Source organism: Bartonella sp. AP88HLJMH, assembly GCF_042195605.1.
Lineage (GTDB): Bacteria > Pseudomonadota > Alphaproteobacteria > Rhizobiales > Rhizobiaceae > Bartonella.
The window spans coordinates 34,392-58,520 of sequence record NZ_JBHIOR010000001.1; the positions used below are offsets into that span (position 1 = coordinate 34,392).

A 24,129-nucleotide genomic window follows, 5' to 3' on the forward strand; every position below is an offset into this window, starting at 1 on the left:
TAAGAACCATACAAAACAGCAGAGGTAAAATGCAAGAGGTCAAAATAAAATCAAAAAACCCGAAAAAAATGCTTATATTAATGAGGACTGAAAAAAAATATTGATTCAATTCATTTTTTTTCTCTAAATTTACCAATAATTAAAGAATCTCTTCAGATTTAAAAAAAAAAATAAAATGCTTGACAAAAAAGACTCTGTACAAATCCACAAAGCTTGTGGATAACCATACCTCCCTCTATAAACTTTCTCTCCTTTTTCAAGTGGAGAATCATTATCGATTCTTATTTTCAATAGAAACTTTTTGAAATAATAAACAAAAAGCCAGCATCCTCATGGATACTGGCTTTGTTCTCAATTAAAGGAGAAAAAGCTTAAACGCTGAGAGCCTTCAAACGTTTAGCTAAACGCGATACTTTCCTCGCAGCAGCATTTTTATGAAAAACCCCTTTAGAAACTGCACGCATAATTTCAGGCTCAAAATTCTTAAATGCAATCTCTGCAGATGCCTTATCGCCACCCGCTAAAGCATCATCAAACTTACGTATAAAAGTACGAACGCGTGAACGGCGGGCCTTATTAACCTGTGTGCGCGCCGCAACCTTGCGCACCGCTTTTCGAGCAGAAGGTGTATTCGCCATAAATATAATCTCTCTTTCAACACCTTGGTAAAATGAGTCTCAACAACAACTCTACCAATATAAATAAATCCAACCCAAGCAAAACTATAAAGCTGCCTATAACCGTGTGGATTATAGCGCAATCCTAAAGCTAACGTCAATTAGATTTTCAAAGATAGCCATAAAAAAACGAAGCCAAACTCTTTGATCCGCAACTTTATAGCTTAATAATAGATATTCCTTAACAAACAAAAGAATTTAAACGGCTAACTTACGCAAGACATATTGCAAAATTCCACCATGATGCAAATAATCTAGCTCATCTTCAGTATCAACACGGCATAATAATGGAACGGTTTTTACCGTACCATCAGAAAAAGTAATTTTCGCTACAGTCTTTTGACGAGGTTTCAAGTTATGAATCCCTTCAATTGTCACCTTTTCATCTCCCTTTAAGCCTAAAGATTTCCAACTTAGCCCCTCCTCAAAAACAAAAGGGACAATGCCCATACCAACAAGATTAGAGCGATGAATCCTTTCAAAAGACTGCACAATCACTGCTTTGACACCAAGAAGATTGGTCCCCTTGGCAGCCCAATCGCGGGATGATCCATTACCATATTCAATACCTGCAAAAACAACGAGTGGAATACCTTCTTGTTTATACGCCATTGCTGCATCGTAAATGGTTTGTTCTACCGCTGACGGATAATGAACCGTATAACCTCCTTCTCGACCATTTTCCCCTAACATGAAATTACGAATGCGAATATTGGCAAAGGTCCCACGCACCATAACTTCATGATTCCCACGGCGCGTTCCATACTGATTAAAATCAGCCACTTTAACACCATGATCCATTAAATATTTTCCGGCAGGAGAAGCTGCTTTAATAGAACCAGCAGGAGAAATATGATCCGTCGTGATTTTATCACCAAATAAACCTAAAATCCGTGCATCTTTAATATCTGGTAAGATATCAGGTGTTTTCTGCATATCATCGAAATAAGGTGGATTGCGTACATAGGTGGATTGCTCATCCCAAGAATAGGTAGAACCCCTAGGAATCTGAACTTTTTGCCAATTTTCATCTCCCTTAAAAACATCTGCATACTTTTCGGCAAAAACCTTCCGCGTGACATTTTTTTCGATAAACTCCTGTATTTCTTGAGAAGTTGGCCAAATATCTCTCAAATAAATGGGGTGGCCATTTGAATCTTCACCTAGAGGCTCCTTGGTTAAATCTTTACACACCGTCCCGATGAGCGCATGTGCAACAACTAACGGTGGTGAAGCTAAATAATTCGCTTGCACATCAGGGGAAACACGCCCTTCAAAATTACGATTTCCTGAAAGAACCGCAGATGCAATTATACCATTGTCATTAATCGTTTTGGAAATAGCTGGATGCAAAGGACCAGAATTACCAATACATGTTGTGCACCCAAATCCTACTAAGTTAAATCCTAATGCATCTAAATCTTTTTGCAGACCCGAATTTTGAAGGTAAGCTTCAACGACTTGTGAACCAGGTGCAAGAGAAGTTTTTACCCATGGTTTACTCTTAAGACCCTTTGCCACAGCATTTCGTGCCAAAAGACCCGCAGCAATAAGAACACTTGGATTCGATGTATTCGTACACGACGTAATCGCAGCGATCACCACATCACCGTGACCAAGCATATATTCTTCACCCTCAACCTGATAACGCTTATCTTGTCCAGAAGTCTTCTTATAGTCTTCGACCAATGCCTTCTCAAAACCCTGCCCAACATTTTCCAATGCAATACGTCCTTCAGGACGTTTAGGACCAGCCATAGAAGGGACAACGGTTCCCATATCTAATTCAATTGTATCACTAAAAATGGGATGAGCCACCATTTCATCATGCCACATCCCTTGTGCTTTGGTGTAAGCCTCCACTAAGGCAATCCGACTTTCATCACGCCCTGTCATATTGAGATAACGCACTGTCTCCTTATCAATTGGGAAAAAACCACACGTTGCTCCATATTCAGGTGCCATATTTCCAATCGTTGCCCGATCAGCAAGCGTCATATGCTCCAAACCAGGACCAAAAAACTCAACAAATTTACCGACAACACCCTTCCGACGTAGCATTTGGGTCACCGTTAATACGAGATCGGTGGCTGTTACACCTTCCTTAAGTTTACCTGTTAGACGAAAACCAATCACTTCAGGTAACAACATAGAAACAGGTTGACCTAACATTGCTGCTTCTGCTTCAATACCACCCACACCCCAACCTAAAACCCCTAAACCATTTACCATAGTCGTATGCGAATCAGTTCCCACACAGGTGTCAGGATAAATCGTCTCACAGCCCTCTTCATTCTTCATCCATACACATTGTGCTAAATATTCTAAGTTAACCTGATGACAAATCCCTGTTCCTGGAGGAACAACGCGAAAATTTTGAAAGGCTTGTTGCCCCCATTTAAGGAAACGATAGCGTTCACCATTGCGTTCATATTCATGCTCAACGTTTTCCTTAAAAGCCATGGAATTGCCAAAAGCATCAACAATAACTGAGTGATCAATGATGAGATCAACGGGAATGAGAGGATTGATTTTTTCAGCGTTACCGCCAAGTTTAACCATAGCATCACGCATTGCAGAAAGATCAACAACTGCTGGAACACCTGTAAAATCCTGCATAAGAACACGTGCAGGACGGTAAGCAATTTCTGCCCCAGCGCTCCCTTTGTCGTTTAACCACTTAGCAACATTGAAGATATCCTCTTTTTTAACTGTGCGACCATCTTCGAATCGCAATAAATTTTCGAGAATAACTTTCATCGAAAACGGTAAACGAGAAACACCTTCAAGTCCGTTCTTCTCCGCTTCAATCAAGCTATAATAAGTATATTCTTTGCCACCAACATTTAATACTCTACGACAATTAAAGCTATCAATTTGAGTCATGACTGTCCACCCTCATACTATAACCACCCAATTTCCAGGAATGAACAACACAAACTACGAGTCAAGGTCGCAGCTTGAGCGCAGACGCAATTACCTCCGCCATCCATTTCCCCCTCCACCCTCTAGGCATAATGCGGAAATCAGCGCCAGAAACCATTTTACACCAGATATTGATGTAAGGTATCCCTTATAGAACTATTTCTAGAACTATTCTAGGTACAATTGCATAAAAAATGTGTTTTTTATTCTATAATGCAATAAAGAATATGAAAATAAAAATAAAATAGGCAATCACATGGTGTTATCAGGCAAAGATTTAGCCGCTTACAGAAACGAGGAAATTCTGTTTCAAGGTCTTTCTTTTTGTTTATTTTCACAGCAACTTATGACAATCACCGGTCCTAATGGTATCGGAAAGTCTACATTACTCCGAATCATTGTCGGTCTTCTTGAGGCTGCTGAAGGTCATATAATACTTAAAGACCATGATCAAATATACCCTGTTGCAACTGCTTGTCATTATCTTGGTCCTCAAAATGCTATGAAACCTCTCTTATCTGTCATTGATAATTTGCAATTTTGGGCAGATTTTTACGGTCAACATTTACGTTTTGCGCATGAAGCTCTTGCCGATATTGGTCTTTCTAACCTTGAACATTTACCCTTTAACGCTCTGTCAACTGGACAACAAAGACGCGTAGCTATTGCCCGCCTTTTGCTCTCCTATCGTCCTCTTTGGATTTTAGATGAACCAATATCTGGGCTTGATAACCATGCTCAAAAACTCCTTGCTCGTATTTTCCAGCGTCATCTCAATCAAGGTGGTATGATTATCGCTGCAACTCATAATTCCATAGGCATTCCAGAAAACCATAAAATCGCTCTGGAAAAATTTTTACCTCTCTAGGAGAGAATAAAATGAAAGCACTGTTCTGGCGTGATCTTAAACTATTATTAGCGCTACAAGCCACTTCACTAACAGGATTATTGTTTTTTATCGCTGTTGTTGTCATAACCCCCTTTGCCATTGGACCAGATCCCAAAACTCTTGCACAAATAGGACCAGGTATATTGTGGTTTGGAGCCCTTCTTGCAGGACTCCTCAATCTGAACAAACTTTTCCAAATCGATCGCGATGATGGTAATCTCGACCAATTTATCCTTTCAGGAAAAAGACAAAGTTTTACACTAATTGTCTTTACAAAATGTCTTGCCCATTGGGTAGGAACAATGCTGCCTCTTATTTTTGCCACACCTATTTTAGCCCTCATGCTCCATTTAGATGTAGTAATAACTTTTACAACAATACTTACCCTTTTATGCGGAACACCAGCTATTATTTTTATTGGTGCTATAGGAGCAGCACTGGCAACCTCATTGTTGCAAAGTACCCTTCTTATTTTCATCATTATCTTGCCATGGATCATTCCAATTATGATTTTTGGTGTTTCAGCTGCTACAGCTCCAACAAACCCAAATGCCTCTTTTCTCACATCCCTAGCTCTTCTTGGCGCTTTTTCACTTCTTTTGAGTCTCTTTAGCTCTTTTGTTGCTGCGATAACGCTTAAACTTTTATCAGAATAATAAAAGATGATTGCCGCATAGCAAAACTCTGCCTATTATGAATTTTATGAATGAACTATCTCGTACATATAAAATCAGGTTACTCCCTGCAAGTTTCACCCTTTTCATGAAAATAAGCAGAGTCGTCTTACCTTGGTTGGCCGGCATAACATTGTGTTTCCTTATCTTAGGGCTTATTCTAGTGATGCATTCCCCTGATGACTATCAACAAGGCATTACTGTTAAGATTATGTACCTTCATGTACCCTTTGCGTGGTTGTCTACATTCTGCTATGTAACGATGAGTGCAGCGGCTTTAGGAAATCTGATTTGGAAATATCATCTTGCTGATGTAGCACTTAAATGTGGAGCGCCTATTGGGGCAATTTTTACCGCCTTGGCTCTCATGACAGGAGCGCTTTGGGGGCGACCTACATGGGGAACATGGTGGGTCTGGGATGCACGATTAACATCAGTTTTAATTCTGCTTTTTATCTATCTCTCCATTATCCTGCTTGGGCGTGCTTTTGACAACCAAGTAAAAGCCGCTCGCGCTACTGCAATTCTTACACTTGTTGGATTTGTTAATATCCCTGTTATTAAATTTTCCGTTAATTGGTGGAATACATTGCATCAACCAGCATCATTGTTACGTGCTGGAGGATCAACAATCGACAATGCTATGTTATGGCCCCTTATAACAATGCTCTTTTGTTTCATCTTTATGTTTATTGCTCTTTATTTGATGGCTATGCGAAATGAAATCAATCGTCATTATATCCGAATACTTCAGATTAAAAAATCCCGTCGTGCACAACAACAGGACGCTTCATCATGCTCGACCTAAATGGCATCCACGGCGGACTTTTAGGAAATCTATCTCAGAAAATTGATTTTTTCCTGAGCACCCTTAAACACGAGCAAATTGTTGTTTTAAGCTATGTGCTTTCTGCAATATCCCTCTTATGTCTTATTGGATATATTCTTTGCAAAGCCCTCTACCAAAAAAAAATTCTCCAACAGCTAAACAAAAAAGAGCTGTCACAAAAAGAAAAGTATAATGAAAAACATCCCTCCAAAACTTAAAAAAAATATATCTTTGCCTGTTCTGCTTGTTTTTTTTGGACCATTTGTGCTTTTTCTTCTTCTCATGATGTTTTTTTTCAACTTTATGGATAAAAAACACCTTCAAGATTCTTCTCTTCTCCCAAACGCATTAGCTGAAAAACCTGCTCCCAATATTTATCTTCCTCTTCTTGATAAAGAAAGTTATCTCAATTCAAAACAGTTTAAAGGACGTGTCACATTGGTCAATTTTTGGGGTTCTTGGTGTTTGCCCTGTCGCGAAGAGCATCCTATTCTTATGCAAATTGCACAAGATAAACGTTTTGATCTGATTGGTATTAATTACAAAGACAATAAAACAAACGCCCTGCGCTTTTTAAACAGTTTTGGTAATCCTTTTAAATTTATTGGCTTTGATGATTCAGGATATACAGCCATTGATTGGGGAATATATGGACCTCCAGAAACCTTTCTCTTGAATAAAGAGAGCATCATTATTGCCAAACATGTTGGTCCCTTAACATGGCAAATTTATCAAAAAAAAATTCTACCAAAAATTGAACAAGCGATTATGACAGAAGAAAAATAATGCAGGTTTGTAAAAACATAACGTTTTATCATGCTATGTATGCTATTTTATTTATACGGACCATCATTCTTCTTAGAAAAATTTTACAAGAGCATTACCATTATTGATTCAAAAACATGTGTAAAGAAATATCTGTTTGGGAGCTTTATTTTTGATTACTTGGACAAAAACAATATTGCTATAGAACCATCGTTAGATTAGTGACAGCAACCAACTATTATTTTCAAAGTCATATAGTATTTTGTCTTCGCTTTTTATCTAAAATGCACATTGTTATGAGGGGACTTCACCACTATTCTCATCTTTTTTATAAAATAACAAACCCGTTCCTTCGCAGCGTCATTGTTACATTTATTCCCATTACACTATCTGTTCGTAATAGACTCTATAAAGTCCATATTGAGTCTATACATTCTTATTCTATCGATAATTTCTCTTATGATTATAACTAATGAGCTTTTTTGACTCTTAATAAGATAAATTCGAGTAAGAAAATATGACTAAAATCAAAAAGTCTCATTTAACAGAGAAGATAAGTTATGAATACATAATCAATCTATCAATGAACATTATAAAAGAATTCATTGTAAGAAATAAACTTTTGAGATGTAAAAAGTATAAAAGAAGCTTTTTCGAGAGGAGAAAATATATTTTACAGAGAACTCTTTTTTAAGCACTCTATGACGTGATTACTGATTTCAACAGAAAGATCACTCGTATACATTAAAAAACTCTAAGACAAGAAATATTCTAGAAGTTCATACGAGCTTATGCGTAAACTTTTATAACGCAAATAAAATAGGCTTTTGTTGCAATCATCATTTTTTATGAAAAATATTTGATTATGTTTTTTCTTCTAAAAATTCTTGCGGTGTAAAACAATATGTTTTTGAGCAAAACTCACATGTGACTGAAATATATTTATTTTTAACCATTTTATTGCGTTCATCAATAGAAAAACCTTCTAGGATTCCTTTAATTTTTTCGTGTGAACAAGAACATTGATCGACAAGAGAAAAAGGATTAAAAACTCTAACACCTTGTTCATGAAAAAGACGGAACAAGAGCTGTTTACTACCGACTTGGGGATCTGTTAATTCTGAACTTTCAATCGTTTTCATGAGTATTTTAGATTCCTGCCATTGGTTATCCAATTGGGTATGAGTTTTCGTTTCTTCTCGCTTTTGATGAAGGGCTTCTATTTTATGATGAGACGATTCTTGGGGTAAAAGTTGGATCAAAATACCTCCAGCTCGCCAGCTTTTCTGCGGTTTTCCTTGTTGGTCACGATTAATTAATATAGCAACAGCCAGACGGATATCGGTAGGAATTTGTTCTGATTGATCAAAATAAATACGAGAAGCTTCTTGTAAATTTGATCCATCTAATGCAACTATCCCTTGATAGGGTTGCATATGGGAACCTTGATCAATGGTGAAGGCTAAAGTGCCTTTTCCTAAAAGTGTTTCTGAAGAGGTTTGACCATTGTCTATGGCTTGTTTCAGCTGTTCTTTATCAAAACGAGCGTATCCACGTAAACTGGAAGGAGGCGAAAAATCGCACACCAACATATTAACCGGTCCATCGGAATGGGTTTGTAGAATAAATTTTCCCGTAAGTTTTAGAGAAGTTCCAAGCAGAACCGTTAAAAGTAAAGCTTCTGCTAGAAGATAAGAAACCGGTTCAGGATATTGATGTCTGTTAAGAATAGAATTTAAAGTTTCCCCAAGTTGTACGGCACGTCCACGGATATCAAGTTCTTCAACTTGAAAGGGAATAACACTATCATCTTCATGCAAGAAGTTGTTGTTGAGAGAGGCTTCATCTTTAGCTTGTTCACTCATAGCTTTGCCTTTTTTATATAATTTGTTGTAGGGAGGCTATTGTGGAGAGAAAAACGCATCTTGTAAACACCAAGAAAGAATTGCTTTTTGAACATGAAGACGATTTTCAGCCTCATCGAAAACAACGGAGTGCGGTCCATCAATCACAGAATCAACAACTTCTTCACCGCGATGAGCGGGAAGACAATGCATAAAAAGAGCATCAGATTTTGCTAATTTCATGAGAGATTCATTGACTTGATAAGGCTGAAAAGTAGAACGACTGCGAGCACGAAATTCTTGTCCCATGGAGACCCATGTGTCGGTCATAATACAATCAGCATCTTGAGCTGCTTTTTGGGGATTATGGGTTAGTGTAAGATGCGCTCCTCGTTCACGTGCCCAATGGATAAATTTTTCCTGTGGCTCACTTCCCTTTGGAGTAGCAATACGCAAATGAAAATCAAAAAGAGCAGCAGCTTCAATTAAGGAATGGAGTACATTATTACCATCCCCCATCCACGCAAATATTTTACCAGAAATAGGCCCCCGATGCTCCTCATAGGTTAATATATCTGCTAGAATTTGGCAAGGATGTGTATCATCTGTAAGGGCATTAATGACAGGAATTTGTGCATATTGTGCCAATTCGAGCATACGTTGATGTTTTGTTGTTCGTAATATCACGATATCCACAAAACGAGATAAAACACGAGCCGTATCAGCTATAGTTTCACTGTGACCAAGCTGCATCTCTGAACCCGTGAGCATGATTGTATCTCCGCCAAGCTGGCGCATACTGATATCGAATGAAATACGGGTTCGTGTGGATGGTTTTTCAAAAATCATCGCAAGTGTTTTACCTATAAAAGGTTTTGAACCTTTTCCTGCTTTAAAAGATGCTTTAAGGATCTTCGCATAATCGATCAGTGCGCGTGCTATTGCTGGCGTTAAAATGGATAAGTCCGTGAAATGACGAAGAGCATTTGTCATGTGTGTGATATTTGTCTTTCTTTGTTTACTTGCGAAAGATAAGCTATTGCTTTTTCAATACGATGCAAACTTTCATCTATTTCTTCTTCTCTAATGATAAGAGGAGGCAATAAGCGCACAACGTTGTTGTTGGCAGCAACACTTAAGAGATGTTCATTTTCTAAAGCATTAACGACAAGATTTGAAGACACAACACACTGAATACCCAACATTAGCCCCATCCCCTGAACTGCATAGATAATATCAGGATAGATATTGAGAATATGCAAAAGTCCACTTTTTAGTTTATCCCCCATGCGCTGAACATGGTTGAGAAAACTTGGCTCTAACAAAATATCAAGAACACTATTTCCTACAGCCATTCCAAGAAGATTTCCTCCAAAGGTTGAACCATGTGTCCCAAGTGTCATGCTTTTTGCAACTTTATCCGTTGCAAGGCAAGCGCCTAATGGAAATCCCCCTCCTAATCCTTTTGCGAGGGTAAGAATATCAGGCGTGACATCACTCCATTCATAAGCAAAAAGCTTTCCTGTTCGTCCTATACCCGTTTGGACTTCATCTAAAATCAATAACAGACCATTATCATCGCATATTTTGCGCAAAAATCTTAAATATTCATGAGGAACCGTTCGTATTCCTCCTTCTCCTTGAATAGGTTCAATAAGAATAGCGGCGGTATTTTTATTAATAGCGTTACACAAAGCGATTTCATCACAAAAAGGTACTTGAATAAATCCACCAGCTTTAGGTCCAAAGCCTTCAAGATATTTTTCATGCCCAGTCGCAGCAAGTGCTGCAAGTGTACGTCCATGAAATGCCCCTTCAAAAGTAATTATTTCAATGCGTTCTGAATGACCAGCAGCATAGTAATAATGACGTGCCGTTTTGAATGCGCACTCCAATGCTTCAGTACCTGAATTGCAGAAAAAAACCTTATCCGCAAAACTATTTGCACAAAGCCGCGTGGCAAGAGATGCTTGTTCAGGAGATTGAAAAATATTAGAAACATGCCAAAGTTTTTCAGCTTGCATTTTGAGCGTATCAACCAATTTTGGATGTGAATACCCTAATGCATTAACAGCAATGCCAGATGTGAAATCAAGATAATGTTCTCCTTTATCGGAAATAAGCCATACACCATGCCCCTGTTCAAAATGCAAATTTCGTCGTGCGAAGCATTCATAAAGTGGTTGTATAGAGACAGCATCCATCATAATTCCCTTTATATTTTAACCTTTTCAATATATATACAAAGCAACACTACAAATAAAACAGCATGGTACATTTCGTTACGGTGCTTTCAACATTTCATTACGATTAGTGATTACACCTATAGAATAGATCATTACACCAATTGAAAAAAAGTCAATGAAGGTTCTACAAATAAGCATTTTGGGGAAAAGCCTTAAACAAAAGTGAAAGTTTAACCTATGATTGATTTGCAAGTTGGGGAAAACATTCTAAATAAACTCTTCAAGAGGTAAAGACTCTTGTCATAGAGTGAGTGCATATTGTAATTTACAATATAATAAGCAAGATGATGTGTTTTGATTTGTAAGTCCACAGGCTGGATGATTTTCTTATGCTCGTTTAGAGTGTAAAGTTCTTTCATTCAGCGTAATGAAAACATTATTTAAACATTTGAAGATGCAACGGGGGAGAGCATCTTAGTGACGTAATCGGAATGGAGTGCTGGTATGGGTTGGACATGTGAACGCGTTGAGCTTCTTAAAAAGCTTTGGAGTGAAGGGTTAAGTGCAAGTCAAATTGCTGCTCAATTAGGTGGGGTCAGCAGAAATGCAGTCATCGGCAAAGTACATCGATTAAAGTTACCAGGACGTGGTAAGACAGCACAAGGAAGCACGCGTGCGCAAAAAACTCCCGTGGGAAGCAGCAGCCCATCATCTCCACGTGTGCGTCGCAACACATCCACAGTATCGCCAATAAACACATCATCTGTAAGTATTGAAGAAACAGCTTTAAAGACAGAATTTGTAGTGGAAGATGTAAAAGAAGTTGATATGTCCACAAAATCCAATGTAGTGGTGCCTATATCACGTCAACTTAATCTTCTACAATTGAGTGAAAATACATGTAGATGGCCGGTTGGCGATCCATTATCAGCAGATTTTCATTTTTGTGGTGCAGATTCTGATGAAAGTAGCCCCTATTGTGCCTTTCATGCTAAGCTAGCATTTCAACCAATATCTGAAAGACGTCGGATAAGAGTGTAATATCCTCAATTGAATCTCGTATTTTACGTCTTCTGCGCTTCGTTATTAAATTTTAATTATCGAATTATTATGAGAACGAAATTTGATGGAGCTTTTAATGAATGAAAAAATTTCTTCATGAAATTATTCAACGAAACTGTATCTTTTGATGCTACTGCGCAGCTATGTGTTGTAAAGTTATATTCTTGTTTATTTTCACGATTCTCTTTAATTTAGTTGTACTGCTGTTAACACTATCCATAGCAATGTCTTTTGAGTAATACAGTTCTCAATTTCTCATGTTTTTATTCTTCCTGTGTTTAATAGAGTAATGCTGTGGTTTATAAAAATAATTTATCGCTTTGCAACCTGAATGAGATCCATCTATATCTCTCTCATTTTAAATCCTCTTATATTGAATCGATCAAAATCTTTCGTTTGGGCGTCACGAGCGAGATGAGAACTGCGGAGAGTAAAAACACTTAAAGAAAAGCATACCTCTGTATAAACGCTTTAAAATACCAAAGACTTAAAGGGTTGTTGCAACATTGGGAGATGGCAAAGTGTATGATGATGCCAGCTTACTCTTTTACTAAGCATAAAGATAGGGGGGGTGCTTCATGGATTTATCATTATACCCTTCACGGATACTGTCGCAAAATAAGCTTGAGAGCGTTGAAAGATGTTTCTTTAAAACAAGCCTGTGGATATATTCAATTCAATGTCGTTCTGTTTTGCGTGAGGGATGTGCCCCGTTAACGAATGCTATAAACAAAAGCGTGAAGCAATACGTAGAATGTAAAATAATATCTTTATAATTCTTTATAAAAAATTATAAAGAAGGGAATATTGTATTCAAGGCTCTTACGAAATATACGAAAACAATAAATTATAAGTATAAATAAATATTAAACCTGAAACGACCATAATGACATCACATTCCTTCTCCCGACACAAAACGGCGCAACCAAACATAAAGCGCACCTTCTCCGCCATGCTGACGTGCTGCTTGCTCAAACGCGTGGACATAATATCGAAAAGCTGGTGTTGATAACCAATACGGAACAAATCTATACAAAGCTCCATCGCTCCCAACGGATCGTCCTTTTCCTGTAATCACAAGGACATAACGCAATCCTCTCTGCTGAGAGGATTGTAGAAATTTTTTTAAGAAAAAATAAGCTTCTTCCTGCATATAACCATGGAGATCAAGACGCGCCTCAAGAGGACAACGACCTTGGGAAATTTTACGATATGCAACATGATCAAAGAAATGAATCTTTTGTGCTTGTGTAACTGACCTCTTTTCTCTTTTAATAATTGTCGAGGGTTGTTGATTTTCCTGAGACAATGAGGAGATTTGAGTTACAGGCTGTTTTTTATCATTAATATTTGCAATAGTTTCTGAAGTAGAAGAGAGCATCTTACCGTGAAGCGGTGTTATCGTACGACAAACCATCTCCCATAAAAGACGATCTTGTGGAGCCAATAAATCTCTTTTTTGTCTCCATTTACTTGAGGACATTTTAATTTCTCATAAATCATTGAATGCTTATGGAAGAAAAACAAAAAGTATTTTAATTTTCATTTTCTGTAGCAAAAAGCTTCCAGTTGGGATCTGACGATAAACTATTGCGAACAAAAGTCCAAATATCCCTGATTTCTACAATAGCATCAGGATCACCGTCTATACGCTCGCCCTGTTCATTATAAGTAACAGAAATCATCTCACTGACAATACGTATCGTTAAAAGTTCATCTTTTTCTTGTATTGCCGCCGCAACAAATTCGGCCTTATTAATTCCAACAAAAGTGAATTCTATTCTTTCTTTATTTTTTTCTCGTTGCTCAATAGCCATACAAAAGCTCTCAAAAACATCCTGACAAAGCAAGCTTTTAAGTTTATTGCGATCACCTTTGGCAAAAGCTGTTACAATCATTTCATACGCAATTTGTGCACCTTTTATAAAAAGTTGAGGAGAAAAATGAGGATCAATTCTATGAAATTCCCGCAAATTTTTATTCAAAACACTCCCCTCCGGTGAAATTTTATCAATTTCACTAAAGTCGTCTTTTTGTGAATTTTTCTGATGAGGGAACGAAACAATATTATCAGCCGTTTCTGCTTCAACTTGTTTTTTAGAACGTCGTGAATAAGGATCAAAGGGTGGCTTTTCAAACCCAATTCGTTTCCCTAATACATTACGGAGTTGCACAAAAATAACAACCATAACAACAAGAGCTATGACAAGTATAACGTCAAATTCCATAGGCGCTGTCAATCTCCAAAGCTTAAGTCTCTAATAAACATTGCAGTCAATACCATTTATCAATAAATATGTAAAATAAGGAATCTTATCATTCAAATATTTTTATAGATTTTGTATTTAAACGGAGTTCTCTTAAGAATTTCTCCCCCTACTCATCTAGAAGGAAACTTTCATGTGATAAAACTTTATTCTATAAATCCTCGTTTTTTTGTTGTTATCTTTCTTTGCATTCTTTTAATCGAGATTGCTGGTTTTATCTTTGTTGGTCAAGAAATTGGTATTTTGGCAACCTTGAGTTTGGTTATTCTCACAACCATAGTTGGGGTTGTTTTATTGCGAATTCAAGGGATTAGCCTTTTAAAAAATATACAAAATGAACTTATCCAAGGACGCACATTAGAGAATAATATTATTAATGATGCTTTCATCATGTTTAGTGCAATTTTACTTATTCTTCCCGGCTTTGTCACTGATCTCTTGGGAATATTACTTCTTATTAAACCAATTCGCTCTGTTGCTTGGCATTTCTTTGCATCATTAAAAAACAAAATGAATCCCAATACTAAAAGAAAAAATAACTCTGAAAAAATAATTGATCTTAAAGCAGAAGATTACACAATTCATGATACGACAGAATCTCCATGGCGCAAAAATGATGATAACCATTGAAATGCCTAAAAAATCTGTAACAAACTAAAAAAATATTCAAGATAAAGAGCGCATTTCTTGCAACCTTTTGCAAGGCGTGATAACCAATCTGGTCTTTAGATCTAGAATAAATATACATATTATAATGGAAGAGGTTTGTCGTATGGCCGAAGATGAAATGAATAACAGTGGTGGAGAGCCGGTTTTTGCTGTATTAACTCAATATTTAAAAGATTTATCATTCGAAAACCCTGGTGCTCCTCGTTCATTACGTACACGTGAAAAATCACCACAAATTGATATCAATATTAACGTCAATGCTAACCCAATTGGTGATGACAATTATGATGTCGTTTTGTCTCTCTCCGTCAAAGCCAATGATGAAACTGAAACCTTATTTCATGTAGAACTTATTTACGGTGGTGTTTTTCACCTTAAAAACATTCCACAAGAACATGTTATGCCACTGGTCTTTATTGAATGTCCCCGTCTTTTATTTCCATTTGCTCGCCAAATTATATCTGATGCTACTCAAAGTGGTGGTTTTCCACCTTTGTGGATTGATCCTATTGATTTTGCAGCACTCTTCCAAAAGCGTCTTTCTGAAGAGCAAAAAGACAATCAAATACAGCCCTCTTAAAAAATTTATTTTTTTTGCTATCAAAAAGCCCCTTGATATATTATTGGTATATTAGGGGCTTTTTTCCTTTAGACGACTTTTGCGGCATGATAAGCCGCAAGCATTGCAATATTGACAACATCTGTATCGCTCCCACTAAACGGTACAATTTGGACAGATTTTTCCAATCCAATTAAAATAGGACCAATGATAGTTGCTTCACCGAGTTCTTGTAACATTTTGCTTGCAATGGAAGATGCGTGATATCCAGGCATAACCAAAATGTTAGCAGGCTCCGTTAATCCCATAAATGGATATTGCTGCATCAATTTGGAATTGAGTGCCACATCAGCACTCATTTCTCCATCAAACTCAAAATCAACTTTGCGTTCATGCAAAATATTAATCGCATCCTGAATTTGCTGCGTCGTCTTCCCTTTCATATAACCAAATGTAGAAAATGCTAAAAATGCTACCCGTGGTTGATATCCAAATCCTCGCACAAATGAAGCTGCTTGTTCAGCTATATCTGCAAGTTCTTCAGCATTAGGATTTTCATAAACGGCTGTATCCGTAATAAACACAATTCGTCCACGGCAAATAGCCATTGAAATACCAATCAATCGTTCTTTTGGTTTTTCATCAATTGCACGACGTATATCGATCAACGCTGTTTCATAATTGCGTGTCACCCCTGTAACCATTGCATCAGCATCTCCTAGTGCCACCATACACGCAGCAAAATAATTGCGATCATTATTGATACGACGATGACAATCACGCAACAGCCAACCTTGACGCTGCATTTTTTTATAAAGATAATTCGCATAAGCATCTGTACGGCAAGAAAGCTTAGCATTCATAATAGAAATACCTTCACGCTCCAGATCAATTCCAGCGATAACAGCCGCTTCTCTTACTTGCTCTTCACGACCAACCAAAATTGCTTGTCCTAATTTTTGATGAACATAGGAAACGGCTGCCCGCATAACTTGCTCTTCTTCACCTTCTGCAAAGACAATTTGTTTTGGCGCTTGACGAACATGGTTATAAACCCCACGCATCATCGAGGAAGTAGGATCACGTCTCGCATTCAAATCGCGCTCATAGGACTCTAAATCATTTATGTTCTTTTGCGCAACACCGCTTTCCATTGCTGCTTTTGCTACCGCTATTGAAACAACCGTAAATAAACGCGGATCAAAAGGAACAGGGATGATATAGTTAGGACCAAACTTTAATCGCTTTCCATGATAAGCTTCTGCAACGCTGTCAGGCACTTCTTCATGCGCTAAATTAGCAAGAGCCTTTGCCGCAGCAATCTTCATGTCTTCATTAATAACTCTTGCACGCACATCAAGCGCACCACGAAATATATAAGGAAAACAAAGAACATTATTAATCTGATTTGGATAATCGGAACGTCCTGTTGCGACAATGGCATCATGACGCACTTGCATAACCTCTTCCGGCGTAATTTCTGGATCGGGATTAGCCATAGCAAAAATGATCGGCTGGGGTGCCATGGATCTTACCATTTCAGGAGTAAGAGCACCTTTAGCAGAAACCCCAAAAAATATATCTGCACCTTCCATTGCTTCCATAAGCGTACGTTTATCTGTTTGAATAGCATGCGCAGATTTCCACTGATTCATTCCCTCTTTGCGGCCTTCATAGACCACACCCTTTGTGTCACATAATATGATATTTTCGGAACGAAAGCCCATCGCTTTAATCAATTCAATACAAGCAATCCCTGCAGAACCAGCACCATTACAAACTAACCGCGTATTTTGCATATCACGCCCTGTTAAAGTCAAAGCATTGAGAACACCCGCAGCAACAATAATCGCTGTACCGTGTTGATCATCGTGAAAAACAGGTATATTCATCACCTCGCGTAGGCGGCTTTCAATCATAAAGCATTCTGGCGCCTTAATGTCTTCAAGATTAATTCCACCAAAAGAAGGTTCTAAATGGCGCACCAAATTGATAAAACTTTCTGTATCGTTTATATCAATTTCTAAATCAATGGAATCAATATCCGCAAAACGCTTAAACAGCACTGCTTTGCCTTCCATGACCGGCTTAGAGGCAAGTGCACCTAAATTGCCTAACCCTAAAATAGCGGTTCCATTTGAAATAACAGCAACAAGATTACCTTTTGCTGTATAATCATAAGCTAGCGCTGGATTTTGAGCAATTGCCTTAACTGGAACTGCAACACCTGGTGAATAAGCAAGTGCTAAATCATGCTGTGTTGCCATAGACTTTGTTGCAACAATCTCAAGCTTTCCTGGTCGACCACGACTATGAAAATCTAGAGCTTCTCTTTCGCTCGCACTGTAAACAGTTTGAGACATTTTCTGATCTTGCTCGCTCTTTTTCATCTCACTTTATTTTCTCCAAAAACAGTGTAAATTTTGCTTGATAATGCGTATAGTCATTAAATTTGATTCATATATTAGAAATCGCTATTCTTGCCTTAGCAAATCTGATGATGCGTTGCAATTTAGAGATAAATAGATATTGAAGTAAACAAAAAAGAGTAAAAACTTCACTTAAAGGAAACAGGCCTCGTACAAATGGATAAAAAAAACAATCATATAAATAATTTAATTCCACAGCCTGCCTCCCCATCTGCTTCCTCTCAAGAACGTCTTACACCTATGATGGAGCAGTACATAGAAATCAAAGCCGTCCATCATGATTCCCTTCTCTTTTACCGAATGGGGGATTTTTATGAATTATTTTTTAATGATGCGATTGAAGCTGCTCAGGCTTTAGGAATCACACTCACAGCACGCGGAAAACATTTAGGACAAGATATTCCTATGTGTGGTGTTCCCGTTCATGCTGCAGATGATTATTTACAAAAACTGATTGCTTGTGGTTACCGAGTTGCTGTTTGTGAACAAATAGAAGATCCTGCTGAAGCAAAAAAACGTGGCTCAAAATCTGTTGTTCGGCGTGATGTTGTTCGTCTTGTAACACCTGGAACAATAACAGAAGAAAAACTCCTTGATCCAACACGCGCAAATTATTTGATGACACTTTCCCGTATAAAAACTAGCGATGGAGAGGAATTTGCTCTTTCTTGGATTGATATCTCAACAGGCATATTTCGTGTAACAGAGAGCCGCCAAGAAAAACTTTTAGCAGATATTATGCGTGTGGATCCACAAGAAATCATTGTTTCTGATTCATTTTTTCATGATAAATCTCACAAGTCACTTTTTAGTGTTCTTGATCGTATCGTTTCACCTCAACCTGCTTGTCTCTTTGATGCACTCACCGCTGAACGCGATATTTGCAATTATTTTAAACTCTCAACTCTTGAAGGCGTTGCCGATTATTCACGCTGTGAACTCTCTGCAATTGTAGCTGCTATTCGTTATATCGAAAAAACACAAATCACGCATCGCCCTCCCCTCATGCAGCCTGAACGCCAAAATGAAAGTGCAACTCTTTTTATTGATGCCGCAACCAGACTAAGCCTTGAACTTATTCGAACGACATCAGGTCAACGGGATGGAAGTTTATTAAAAGCTATTGATCGCACTGTAACAGGAGGAGGATCACGCCTTCTTATTGACCGCCTTATTGCTCCCCTCACCACTCCTTCAGCTATTGATACGCGTTTGGATTCTATCGATTTTTTTCTACGTAATCCTTCTCTTGCAGAAGCGATAAAGCTTATTTTAAAGGGGGGACCAGATATGCCCCGCGCCGTTTCACGTTTGGCTCTTGGACGAGGAGGTCCCCGTGATATGGCGACAATCCAGCGTGGCTTTGAAATCATTCGTGAATTGCATCAACTTCTTGATAATGAGCTTCTGCCTCAAGAAATAAGTGATGTACAACAGGTGTTCTCAAAATTACCCACAGCGTTATACTTTCATTTAGAACAGGCATTAGCTGATGATCTCCCACTCCTTAAACGTGATGGTGGTTTTATTCGTTCCAATTATCATAAAGAGCTCGATGAAATGCGTGCTTTACGTGATGAATCTCGCCGTGTCATTGCTGAACTTCAAGCGCAATATGCCCAAGAAACAGATATTAAGACGCTTAAAATAAAGCATAATAATATTCTAGGTTATTTCATTGAAGTAACCAGCACACAAGCATCTGCTCTTACAAATAATCCAGAAGCTAAAGCACGTTTTATTCATCGGCAAACAATGGCAAACGCTATGCGTTTTACGACAACAGAGCTTGCTGACCTTGAAAGCCGTATTGCCCATGCTGCCAATCACGCATTGACACTTGAACTAGAGATTTTTGATATTCTCGTTCAGGAAATTACCGAACAAGTTGACTTTATTCGTAAAGCCTCTGAAGCACTTGCCATTTTAGATGTCTCTGTCGCTCTAGCACATCTTGCTGAAGAACAAGGATATTGCCGCCCTAAAATTGATCTTTCACTTACCTTTCATATTACAGCAGGACGCCATCCTGTCGTCGAGCAAGCACTCCGCAAACAAGCCGCAGAACCCTTTATTGCCAATAATTGTGATCTCTCTGTGCAAGAAAATCAGCAATATGCAGCAATCTGGCTGTTGACAGGGCCTAATATGGGAGGAAAATCAACTTTTTTGCGGCAAAATGCTCTTATTGCTATTATGGCGCAAATGGGGTCCTTCGTTCCAGCAACTTCAGCACATATTGGTGTCGTTGATCGCCTATTTAGTCGCGTTGGGGCTTCCGATGATCTTGCACGAGGGCGCTCAACCTTTATGATGGAAATGGTTGAAACAGCAACGATTCTCAATCATGCTAGCCACCATTCCCTTGTTATTCTTGATGAAATAGGACGTGGAACATCAACCTTTGATGGACTTTCTATTGCTTGGGCTGCTGTTGAATATCTCCATGAAGTTAACCATTGTCGTGCTATTCTTGCTACCCATTTTCATGAAATGACTGCACTTACCGAAAAACTTGACAGACTGCATAATGTAACCATGAAAGTCAAAAATTGGGATGGTGATGTAGTTTTTCTTCATGAGGTCACACCAGGAGCCGCTGACCGTTCCTATGGTGTACAAGTCGCAAAGCTTGCTGGACTTCCCCCAGCCGTTATTACACGAGCAACAGATGTACTCCATCAATTAGAACAAGGCGAAATGGCTGGAAAAGGACATAAACTCATTGATGATTTACCACTCTTTTCTCTTAAAGCAACATCTCCCGTCAATGAAGCAAAAAACAAACATTGTATACTTCACGAAGCTTTAAAAAATATTCATCCCGATGAACTCTCTCCTAAACAAGCTTTAGAAGCAATTTACCACCTCAAACAGCTTGAAAAGAGTAACCCTTTATAGAAAACAGATGTTATTTTTTATTAAAAAACCTTCTTAATAGGAGATAACGTAACCATTTTTGATATACCACAGCATAAACAGTTATTTATCGTATTCCCATCGCTTTTCTACATAATATATTTTGATAAGTGTAATTGCCTATAGGCAAAACCCTATGCATTATATTTCATATTCCCTTAGATTAATATTAGCTCTTATACAAAAAATTGGTCAAGATCGGCTATTTTTACAAGATAGTCGTTTTTTGTAAAGATTGTCATGAAATCTCCTCCACCTTGCAAATACGCCATATTTAATGAATTGTGCTTTTTCACGATCAATATTATTGTTATCATAGCAATATTTTTAGTTTAAAACTGTCAGTGTTGGAATACCATCCCATTTTGCATAATAAATTCATAGATAATGGGTCTCGTATTTTCTTCACATTTTAAGTTATAAAGAGCTCTTTTACTGTTTTCATATGAAACATATAATCAGATATATCACAGCTGTACTTTATTTTCATAAACATCCTTCAACTCCTTCCCACACCTTAATGGATAAGGATTTTCATTCGAATAAAGTCTGCAAATAGTCCAGCTTCTAACGGATTTTCCTTGACTTCCTAATCATGCGCTTCTCTTAAACTCAAAGCTTTACAAACAAGTCTAAGAATATTCACCACACACTAAAAACACACTTAATATTTAAGGAAGATGCCGTATATCACAGCTCTAAATGACAGTGTTTTTACGGTACAACAAGATAATGCCACCAGTACAATAAATATCTTTCATAAATTATGAGTAATAAGAAATCATAATCTCATATAAGATTGGAATATGATATGAAAAGTAATTATACTGTATCTGTCTTACATAGCTGCTAAAATAAGCAATCTACCGCAGTTTTTAGTTGTATTGATAGCTTTTTAATCATACTCATCATGACTCGAAATATTCTGATAAAAGTTCATAAACTCATAAAATAATTAGCTTAGAATATCGTGCAAAAGATGCAAAAAATCAGAGCACTATCTCTATTCAACTCATCAAATATTACGTACTGCACCCTTTGCAGCAGATGTGGTCATCGCTGCATAGGCTTTGAGAGCCTTTGAAACTTTACGCTGACGCTTCTCAATCGGTTGCCAAGCGCCTTTTCCTTTTGCTTCCATCTTAGAACGGCGCTGCTTCATCTCAACGTCATCCACCAACATATGAATTCTACGATTTGGAATATCAATTTCTATGATATCCCCCTCTTCCACCAACGCAATTTCTCCTCCTTCAGCAGCTTCTGGTGAAATATGTCCTATTGAGAGCCCTGAACTTCCCCCTGAAAAACGTCCATCTGTAACAAGTGCACAAACCTTGCCTAATCCTTTAGATTTGAGATAACTCGTTGGATAAAGCATTTCTTGCATTCCAGGTCCACCACGTGGGCCTTCATAACGGATTAAAACAATTTCACCTGTTTTAATCTTATCAGTTAATATAGCTGAAACAGCTGAATCTTGGCTTTCAAAAATTCTTGCCGGACCTTTAAAAGTTAAAATTGATTGATCAACGCCTGCTGTTTTTACAATGCAGCCATCTTTTGCAAGATTCCCATAAAGAACTGCCAATCCTCCATCTTGTGAATATGCGTGTTCCCTATCGCGAATCACACCTTTTTCACGATCAAGGTCAAGGGTCTCATAGCGACAAGATTGACTAAAAGCTGTCTGTGTTGGAATACCACCTGGAGCGGCACGATAAAATGCATGAACTGTTGGCTCATTAGTTTGCTTTACATCCCAGCGGTAAAGAGCTTCTTTCATTGTTTTTGCGTGAACCGTATAAGTTGATGTATCAATGAGTCCTGCCGCATCCAGTTCACCTAAAAGCCCCATAATACCACCAGCGCGATGAACATCTTCCATATGTACATTTGCAACAGCAGGAGCAACCTTACATAAAACAGGAACACAACGTGAAAGATGATCAATATCCGTCATGGTAAAATCCACCTCACCTTCTTGCGCTGCAGCTAAAAGATGCAGTACTGTATTGGTTGATCCCCCCATGGCAATATCAACGGTCATTGCATTTTCAAAAGCCTTGCGTGAAGCAATAGAGCGCGGCAAAACTGTTTCATCATCTTCTTCATAATAACGTTTAACCAATGCAACAATCTGTTTTCCAGCTTCTTCAAAAAGCATTCGTCGATCTGCATGTGTTGCTAACATTGATCCATTTCCGGGAAGAGAAAGCCCCAATGCTTCCGTTAAGCAATTCATAGAATTGGCCGTAAACATTCCTGAACAAGAACCACATGTAGGACAAGCAGCACGCTCCATTTCAGCAACTTCTTCTTCTGAATTTTGTTCTGAAGCTGCTGCAACCATGGCATCGACCAAATCAACCGTTAGATCTTGATCCTTCCATTTAATCTTACCTGCTTCCATAGGACCGCCTGAAACAAAGATTGTCGGAATATTCAACCGTAAAGCAGCCATTAACATACCAGGTGTAATTTTGTCACAATTAGAAATACAAACAAGTGCATCTGCACAGTGTGCATTAACCATATACTCTACAGAATCAGCAATGATTTCACGTGAGGGCAACGAATAGAGCATTCCATCGTGCCCCATCGCAATTCCATCATCTACAGCAATGGTATTAAATTCTTTCGCAACACCACCGGCAACTGCTATCTGTTGTGCGACTAATTGCCCAAGATCTTTTAAATGGACATGCCCTGGTACAAATTGTGTAAAAGAATTCGCAATCGCAATAATGGGTTTACCAAAATCAGTATCTTTCATCCCTGTTGCACGCCAAAGTCCGCGGGCTCCTGCCATATTACGCCCGTGGGTTGATATTCTTGAACGGTAAGAAGGCATTATTTTTTTCCCCTCAAATAATTCCATTTTGCTTGTTGTGCTGTAACTTCATTATAAAAACAAGAGCTTTAATATTCAAAAGAGAAAAATACCTTGTACTGCGGCATTTGAAGCACAAAATTAAAAGCTCTGCATAAACTTTTTCATAAAGCCTTTGTTTTTTATTACCTGTTAATCAACATCTAATCCCTGTGCAAGTCCACGTTTGAGACAAATATCAAAACGCTTCAGTATGACACGAACTGTTCCAGATTTTTGTATGCCAGATTTGGTTAGCATATTGCATCTATCTGTTTGCGTAATTTCTGGAATTGGAAAGAATATAAAGAAATCGTGATAAAAATCTATCATCTCCTTATAATTCAGCTTTACACCTTTCAAACGCATTCATAAAAAATATCTTTTAAATAATGATGACGCATTATCTCATGCTTTTGTTTTTACACTCTTCAATAGAGCTACTCCCCTAAGGAAGAACAAAACACACCAAACAAAATACACTTGTATAGCCTTTATACTCATTTTAAAGAGACATCTTTCAATGCACTCGAGCCCATTTCACGATAGCGCCTATGAATGGT

The 24,129-nt window shown here is 38.0% G+C and carries 19 protein-coding genes; 9 read left to right on the forward strand and 10 right to left on the reverse strand.

Annotated elements, in window-relative coordinates; translation table 11 throughout:
• Positions 1-371: 371 nt before the first annotated feature.
• Both rpsT and acnA read right to left on the reverse strand, forming a co-directional pair.
• A complete protein-coding gene (gene rpsT / locus ACFIMA_RS00130; protein WP_273790272.1) occupies positions 372-638 on the reverse strand; it encodes a 30S ribosomal protein S20 in 267 nt (88 codons plus the stop codon).
• Positions 639-875: 237 nt separating this feature from the next.
• On the reverse strand, positions 876-3,563 hold the full coding sequence (gene acnA / locus ACFIMA_RS00135) for an aconitate hydratase AcnA (protein WP_375677678.1): 2,688 nt from the start codon (positions 3,561-3,563) through the stop codon (positions 876-878).
• Positions 3,564-3,858: 295 nt separating this feature from the next.
• Here acnA and ccmA point away from each other — a divergent pair, with 295 nt between their 5' ends.
• Genes ccmA through ACFIMA_RS00160 form a run of 5 tightly spaced genes read left to right on the forward strand, consistent with a single transcriptional unit; the run spans position 3,859 to position 6,780 of the window.
• Positions 3,859-4,470, forward strand: coding sequence for a heme ABC exporter ATP-binding protein CcmA (gene ccmA / locus ACFIMA_RS00140; protein WP_375611428.1), 612 nt, complete (start codon positions 3,859-3,861; stop codon positions 4,468-4,470).
• Between the two features lie 11 nt (positions 4,471-4,481).
• Complete coding sequence (gene ccmB / locus ACFIMA_RS00145) at positions 4,482-5,147, forward strand: heme exporter protein CcmB (RefSeq protein WP_375693006.1); 666 nt, start codon at positions 4,482-4,484, stop codon at positions 5,145-5,147.
• 46 nt (positions 5,148-5,193) lie between these two features.
• Positions 5,194-5,973, forward strand: a complete 780-nt coding sequence (locus ACFIMA_RS00150; protein ID WP_375693005.1) for a heme ABC transporter permease — start codon at positions 5,194-5,196, stop codon at positions 5,971-5,973.
• Positions 5,961-6,212 carry a hypothetical protein gene (locus ACFIMA_RS00155; protein WP_375612828.1) on the forward strand — a complete coding sequence of 84 codons (252 nt, stop codon included), beginning with the start codon at positions 5,961-5,963 and terminating at the stop codon, positions 6,210-6,212. Before ACFIMA_RS00150 ends, ACFIMA_RS00155 begins: the two co-directional genes overlap by 13 nt.
• A complete protein-coding gene (locus ACFIMA_RS00160; RefSeq protein ID WP_375652405.1) occupies positions 6,187-6,780 on the forward strand; it encodes a DsbE family thiol:disulfide interchange protein in 594 nt (197 codons plus the stop codon). Before ACFIMA_RS00155 ends, ACFIMA_RS00160 begins: the two co-directional genes overlap by 26 nt.
• Positions 6,781-7,622: 842 nt before the next feature.
• Here the strand turns inward: ACFIMA_RS00160 and ACFIMA_RS00165 are convergent.
• The 3 genes from ACFIMA_RS00165 to ACFIMA_RS00175 are packed head-to-tail and all read right to left on the reverse strand — an operon-like array spanning position 7,623 to position 10,807.
• Positions 7,623-8,624, reverse strand: a complete 1,002-nt coding sequence (locus ACFIMA_RS00165; RefSeq protein WP_375693004.1) for an Hsp33 family molecular chaperone — start codon at positions 8,622-8,624, stop codon at positions 7,623-7,625.
• Between the two features lie 36 nt (positions 8,625-8,660).
• On the reverse strand, positions 8,661-9,596 hold the full coding sequence (gene argF / locus ACFIMA_RS00170) for an ornithine carbamoyltransferase (RefSeq protein ID WP_375630517.1): 936 nt from the start codon (positions 9,594-9,596) through the stop codon (positions 8,661-8,663).
• The gene (locus ACFIMA_RS00175) at positions 9,593-10,807 is read right to left on the reverse strand and encodes an aspartate aminotransferase family protein (RefSeq protein WP_375693011.1); all 1,215 of its coding nucleotides are present in this window, start codon (positions 10,805-10,807) and stop codon (positions 9,593-9,595) included. The genes argF and ACFIMA_RS00175 overlap by 4 nt, the downstream gene beginning before the upstream one ends.
• A gap of 486 nt (positions 10,808-11,293) precedes the next feature.
• On the opposite strand from ACFIMA_RS00175, the gene ACFIMA_RS00180 reads away from it, so the two are divergent.
• On the forward strand, positions 11,294-11,830 hold the full coding sequence (locus ACFIMA_RS00180) for a GcrA family cell cycle regulator (protein ID WP_273790264.1): 537 nt from the start codon (positions 11,294-11,296) through the stop codon (positions 11,828-11,830).
• Positions 11,831-12,743: 913 nt separating this feature from the next.
• Here ACFIMA_RS00180 and ACFIMA_RS00185 read toward each other — a convergent pair.
• Together ACFIMA_RS00185 and ACFIMA_RS00190 are read right to left on the reverse strand one after the other, a co-directional pair.
• A complete protein-coding gene (locus tag ACFIMA_RS00185) occupies positions 12,744-13,334 on the reverse strand; it encodes a Smr/MutS family protein (protein ID WP_375693003.1) in 591 nt (196 codons plus the stop codon).
• A gap of 52 nt (positions 13,335-13,386) precedes the next feature.
• A complete protein-coding gene (locus tag ACFIMA_RS00190) occupies positions 13,387-14,079 on the reverse strand; it encodes a Tim44/TimA family putative adaptor protein (protein WP_375693002.1) in 693 nt (230 codons plus the stop codon).
• 174 nt (positions 14,080-14,253) lie between these two features.
• Between ACFIMA_RS00190 and ACFIMA_RS00195 the strand changes: the two genes are divergently transcribed.
• Together ACFIMA_RS00195 and secB are read left to right on the forward strand one after the other, a co-directional pair.
• Positions 14,254-14,748: an FxsA family protein gene (locus ACFIMA_RS00195; protein ID WP_375632154.1), complete on the forward strand. Its 495-nt coding sequence runs from the start codon at positions 14,254-14,256 to the stop codon at positions 14,746-14,748.
• Positions 14,749-14,890: 142 nt separating this feature from the next.
• Positions 14,891-15,367, forward strand: a complete 477-nt coding sequence (gene secB / locus ACFIMA_RS00200; RefSeq protein ID WP_375632153.1) for a protein-export chaperone SecB — start codon at positions 14,891-14,893, stop codon at positions 15,365-15,367.
• 68 nt (positions 15,368-15,435) lie between these two features.
• Here the strand turns inward: secB and ACFIMA_RS00205 are convergent, their stop codons facing one another.
• Positions 15,436-17,736, reverse strand: coding sequence for an NADP-dependent malic enzyme (locus ACFIMA_RS00205; protein ID WP_375632152.1), 2,301 nt, complete (start codon positions 17,734-17,736; stop codon positions 15,436-15,438).
• A gap of 195 nt (positions 17,737-17,931) precedes the next feature.
• Here ACFIMA_RS00205 and mutS point away from each other — a divergent pair, with 195 nt between their 5' ends.
• Complete coding sequence (gene mutS, locus ACFIMA_RS00210) at positions 17,932-20,676, forward strand: DNA mismatch repair protein MutS (protein WP_375693001.1); 2,745 nt, start codon at positions 17,932-17,934, stop codon at positions 20,674-20,676.
• 1,033 nt (positions 20,677-21,709) lie between these two features.
• Here the strand turns inward: mutS and ilvD are convergent.
• Both ilvD and ACFIMA_RS00220 read right to left on the reverse strand, forming a co-directional pair.
• Entirely contained in the window at positions 21,710-23,548 is a 1,839-nt protein-coding gene (ilvD, locus tag ACFIMA_RS00215) for a dihydroxy-acid dehydratase (RefSeq protein ID WP_375611414.1), read from the reverse strand.
• A gap of 171 nt (positions 23,549-23,719) precedes the next feature.
• Positions 23,720-23,899 (reverse strand): hypothetical protein, encoded by a 180-nt coding sequence (locus ACFIMA_RS00220; RefSeq protein ID WP_375652402.1) that lies wholly within the window; start codon positions 23,897-23,899, stop codon positions 23,720-23,722.
• Positions 23,900-24,129: the final 230 nt, after the last annotated feature.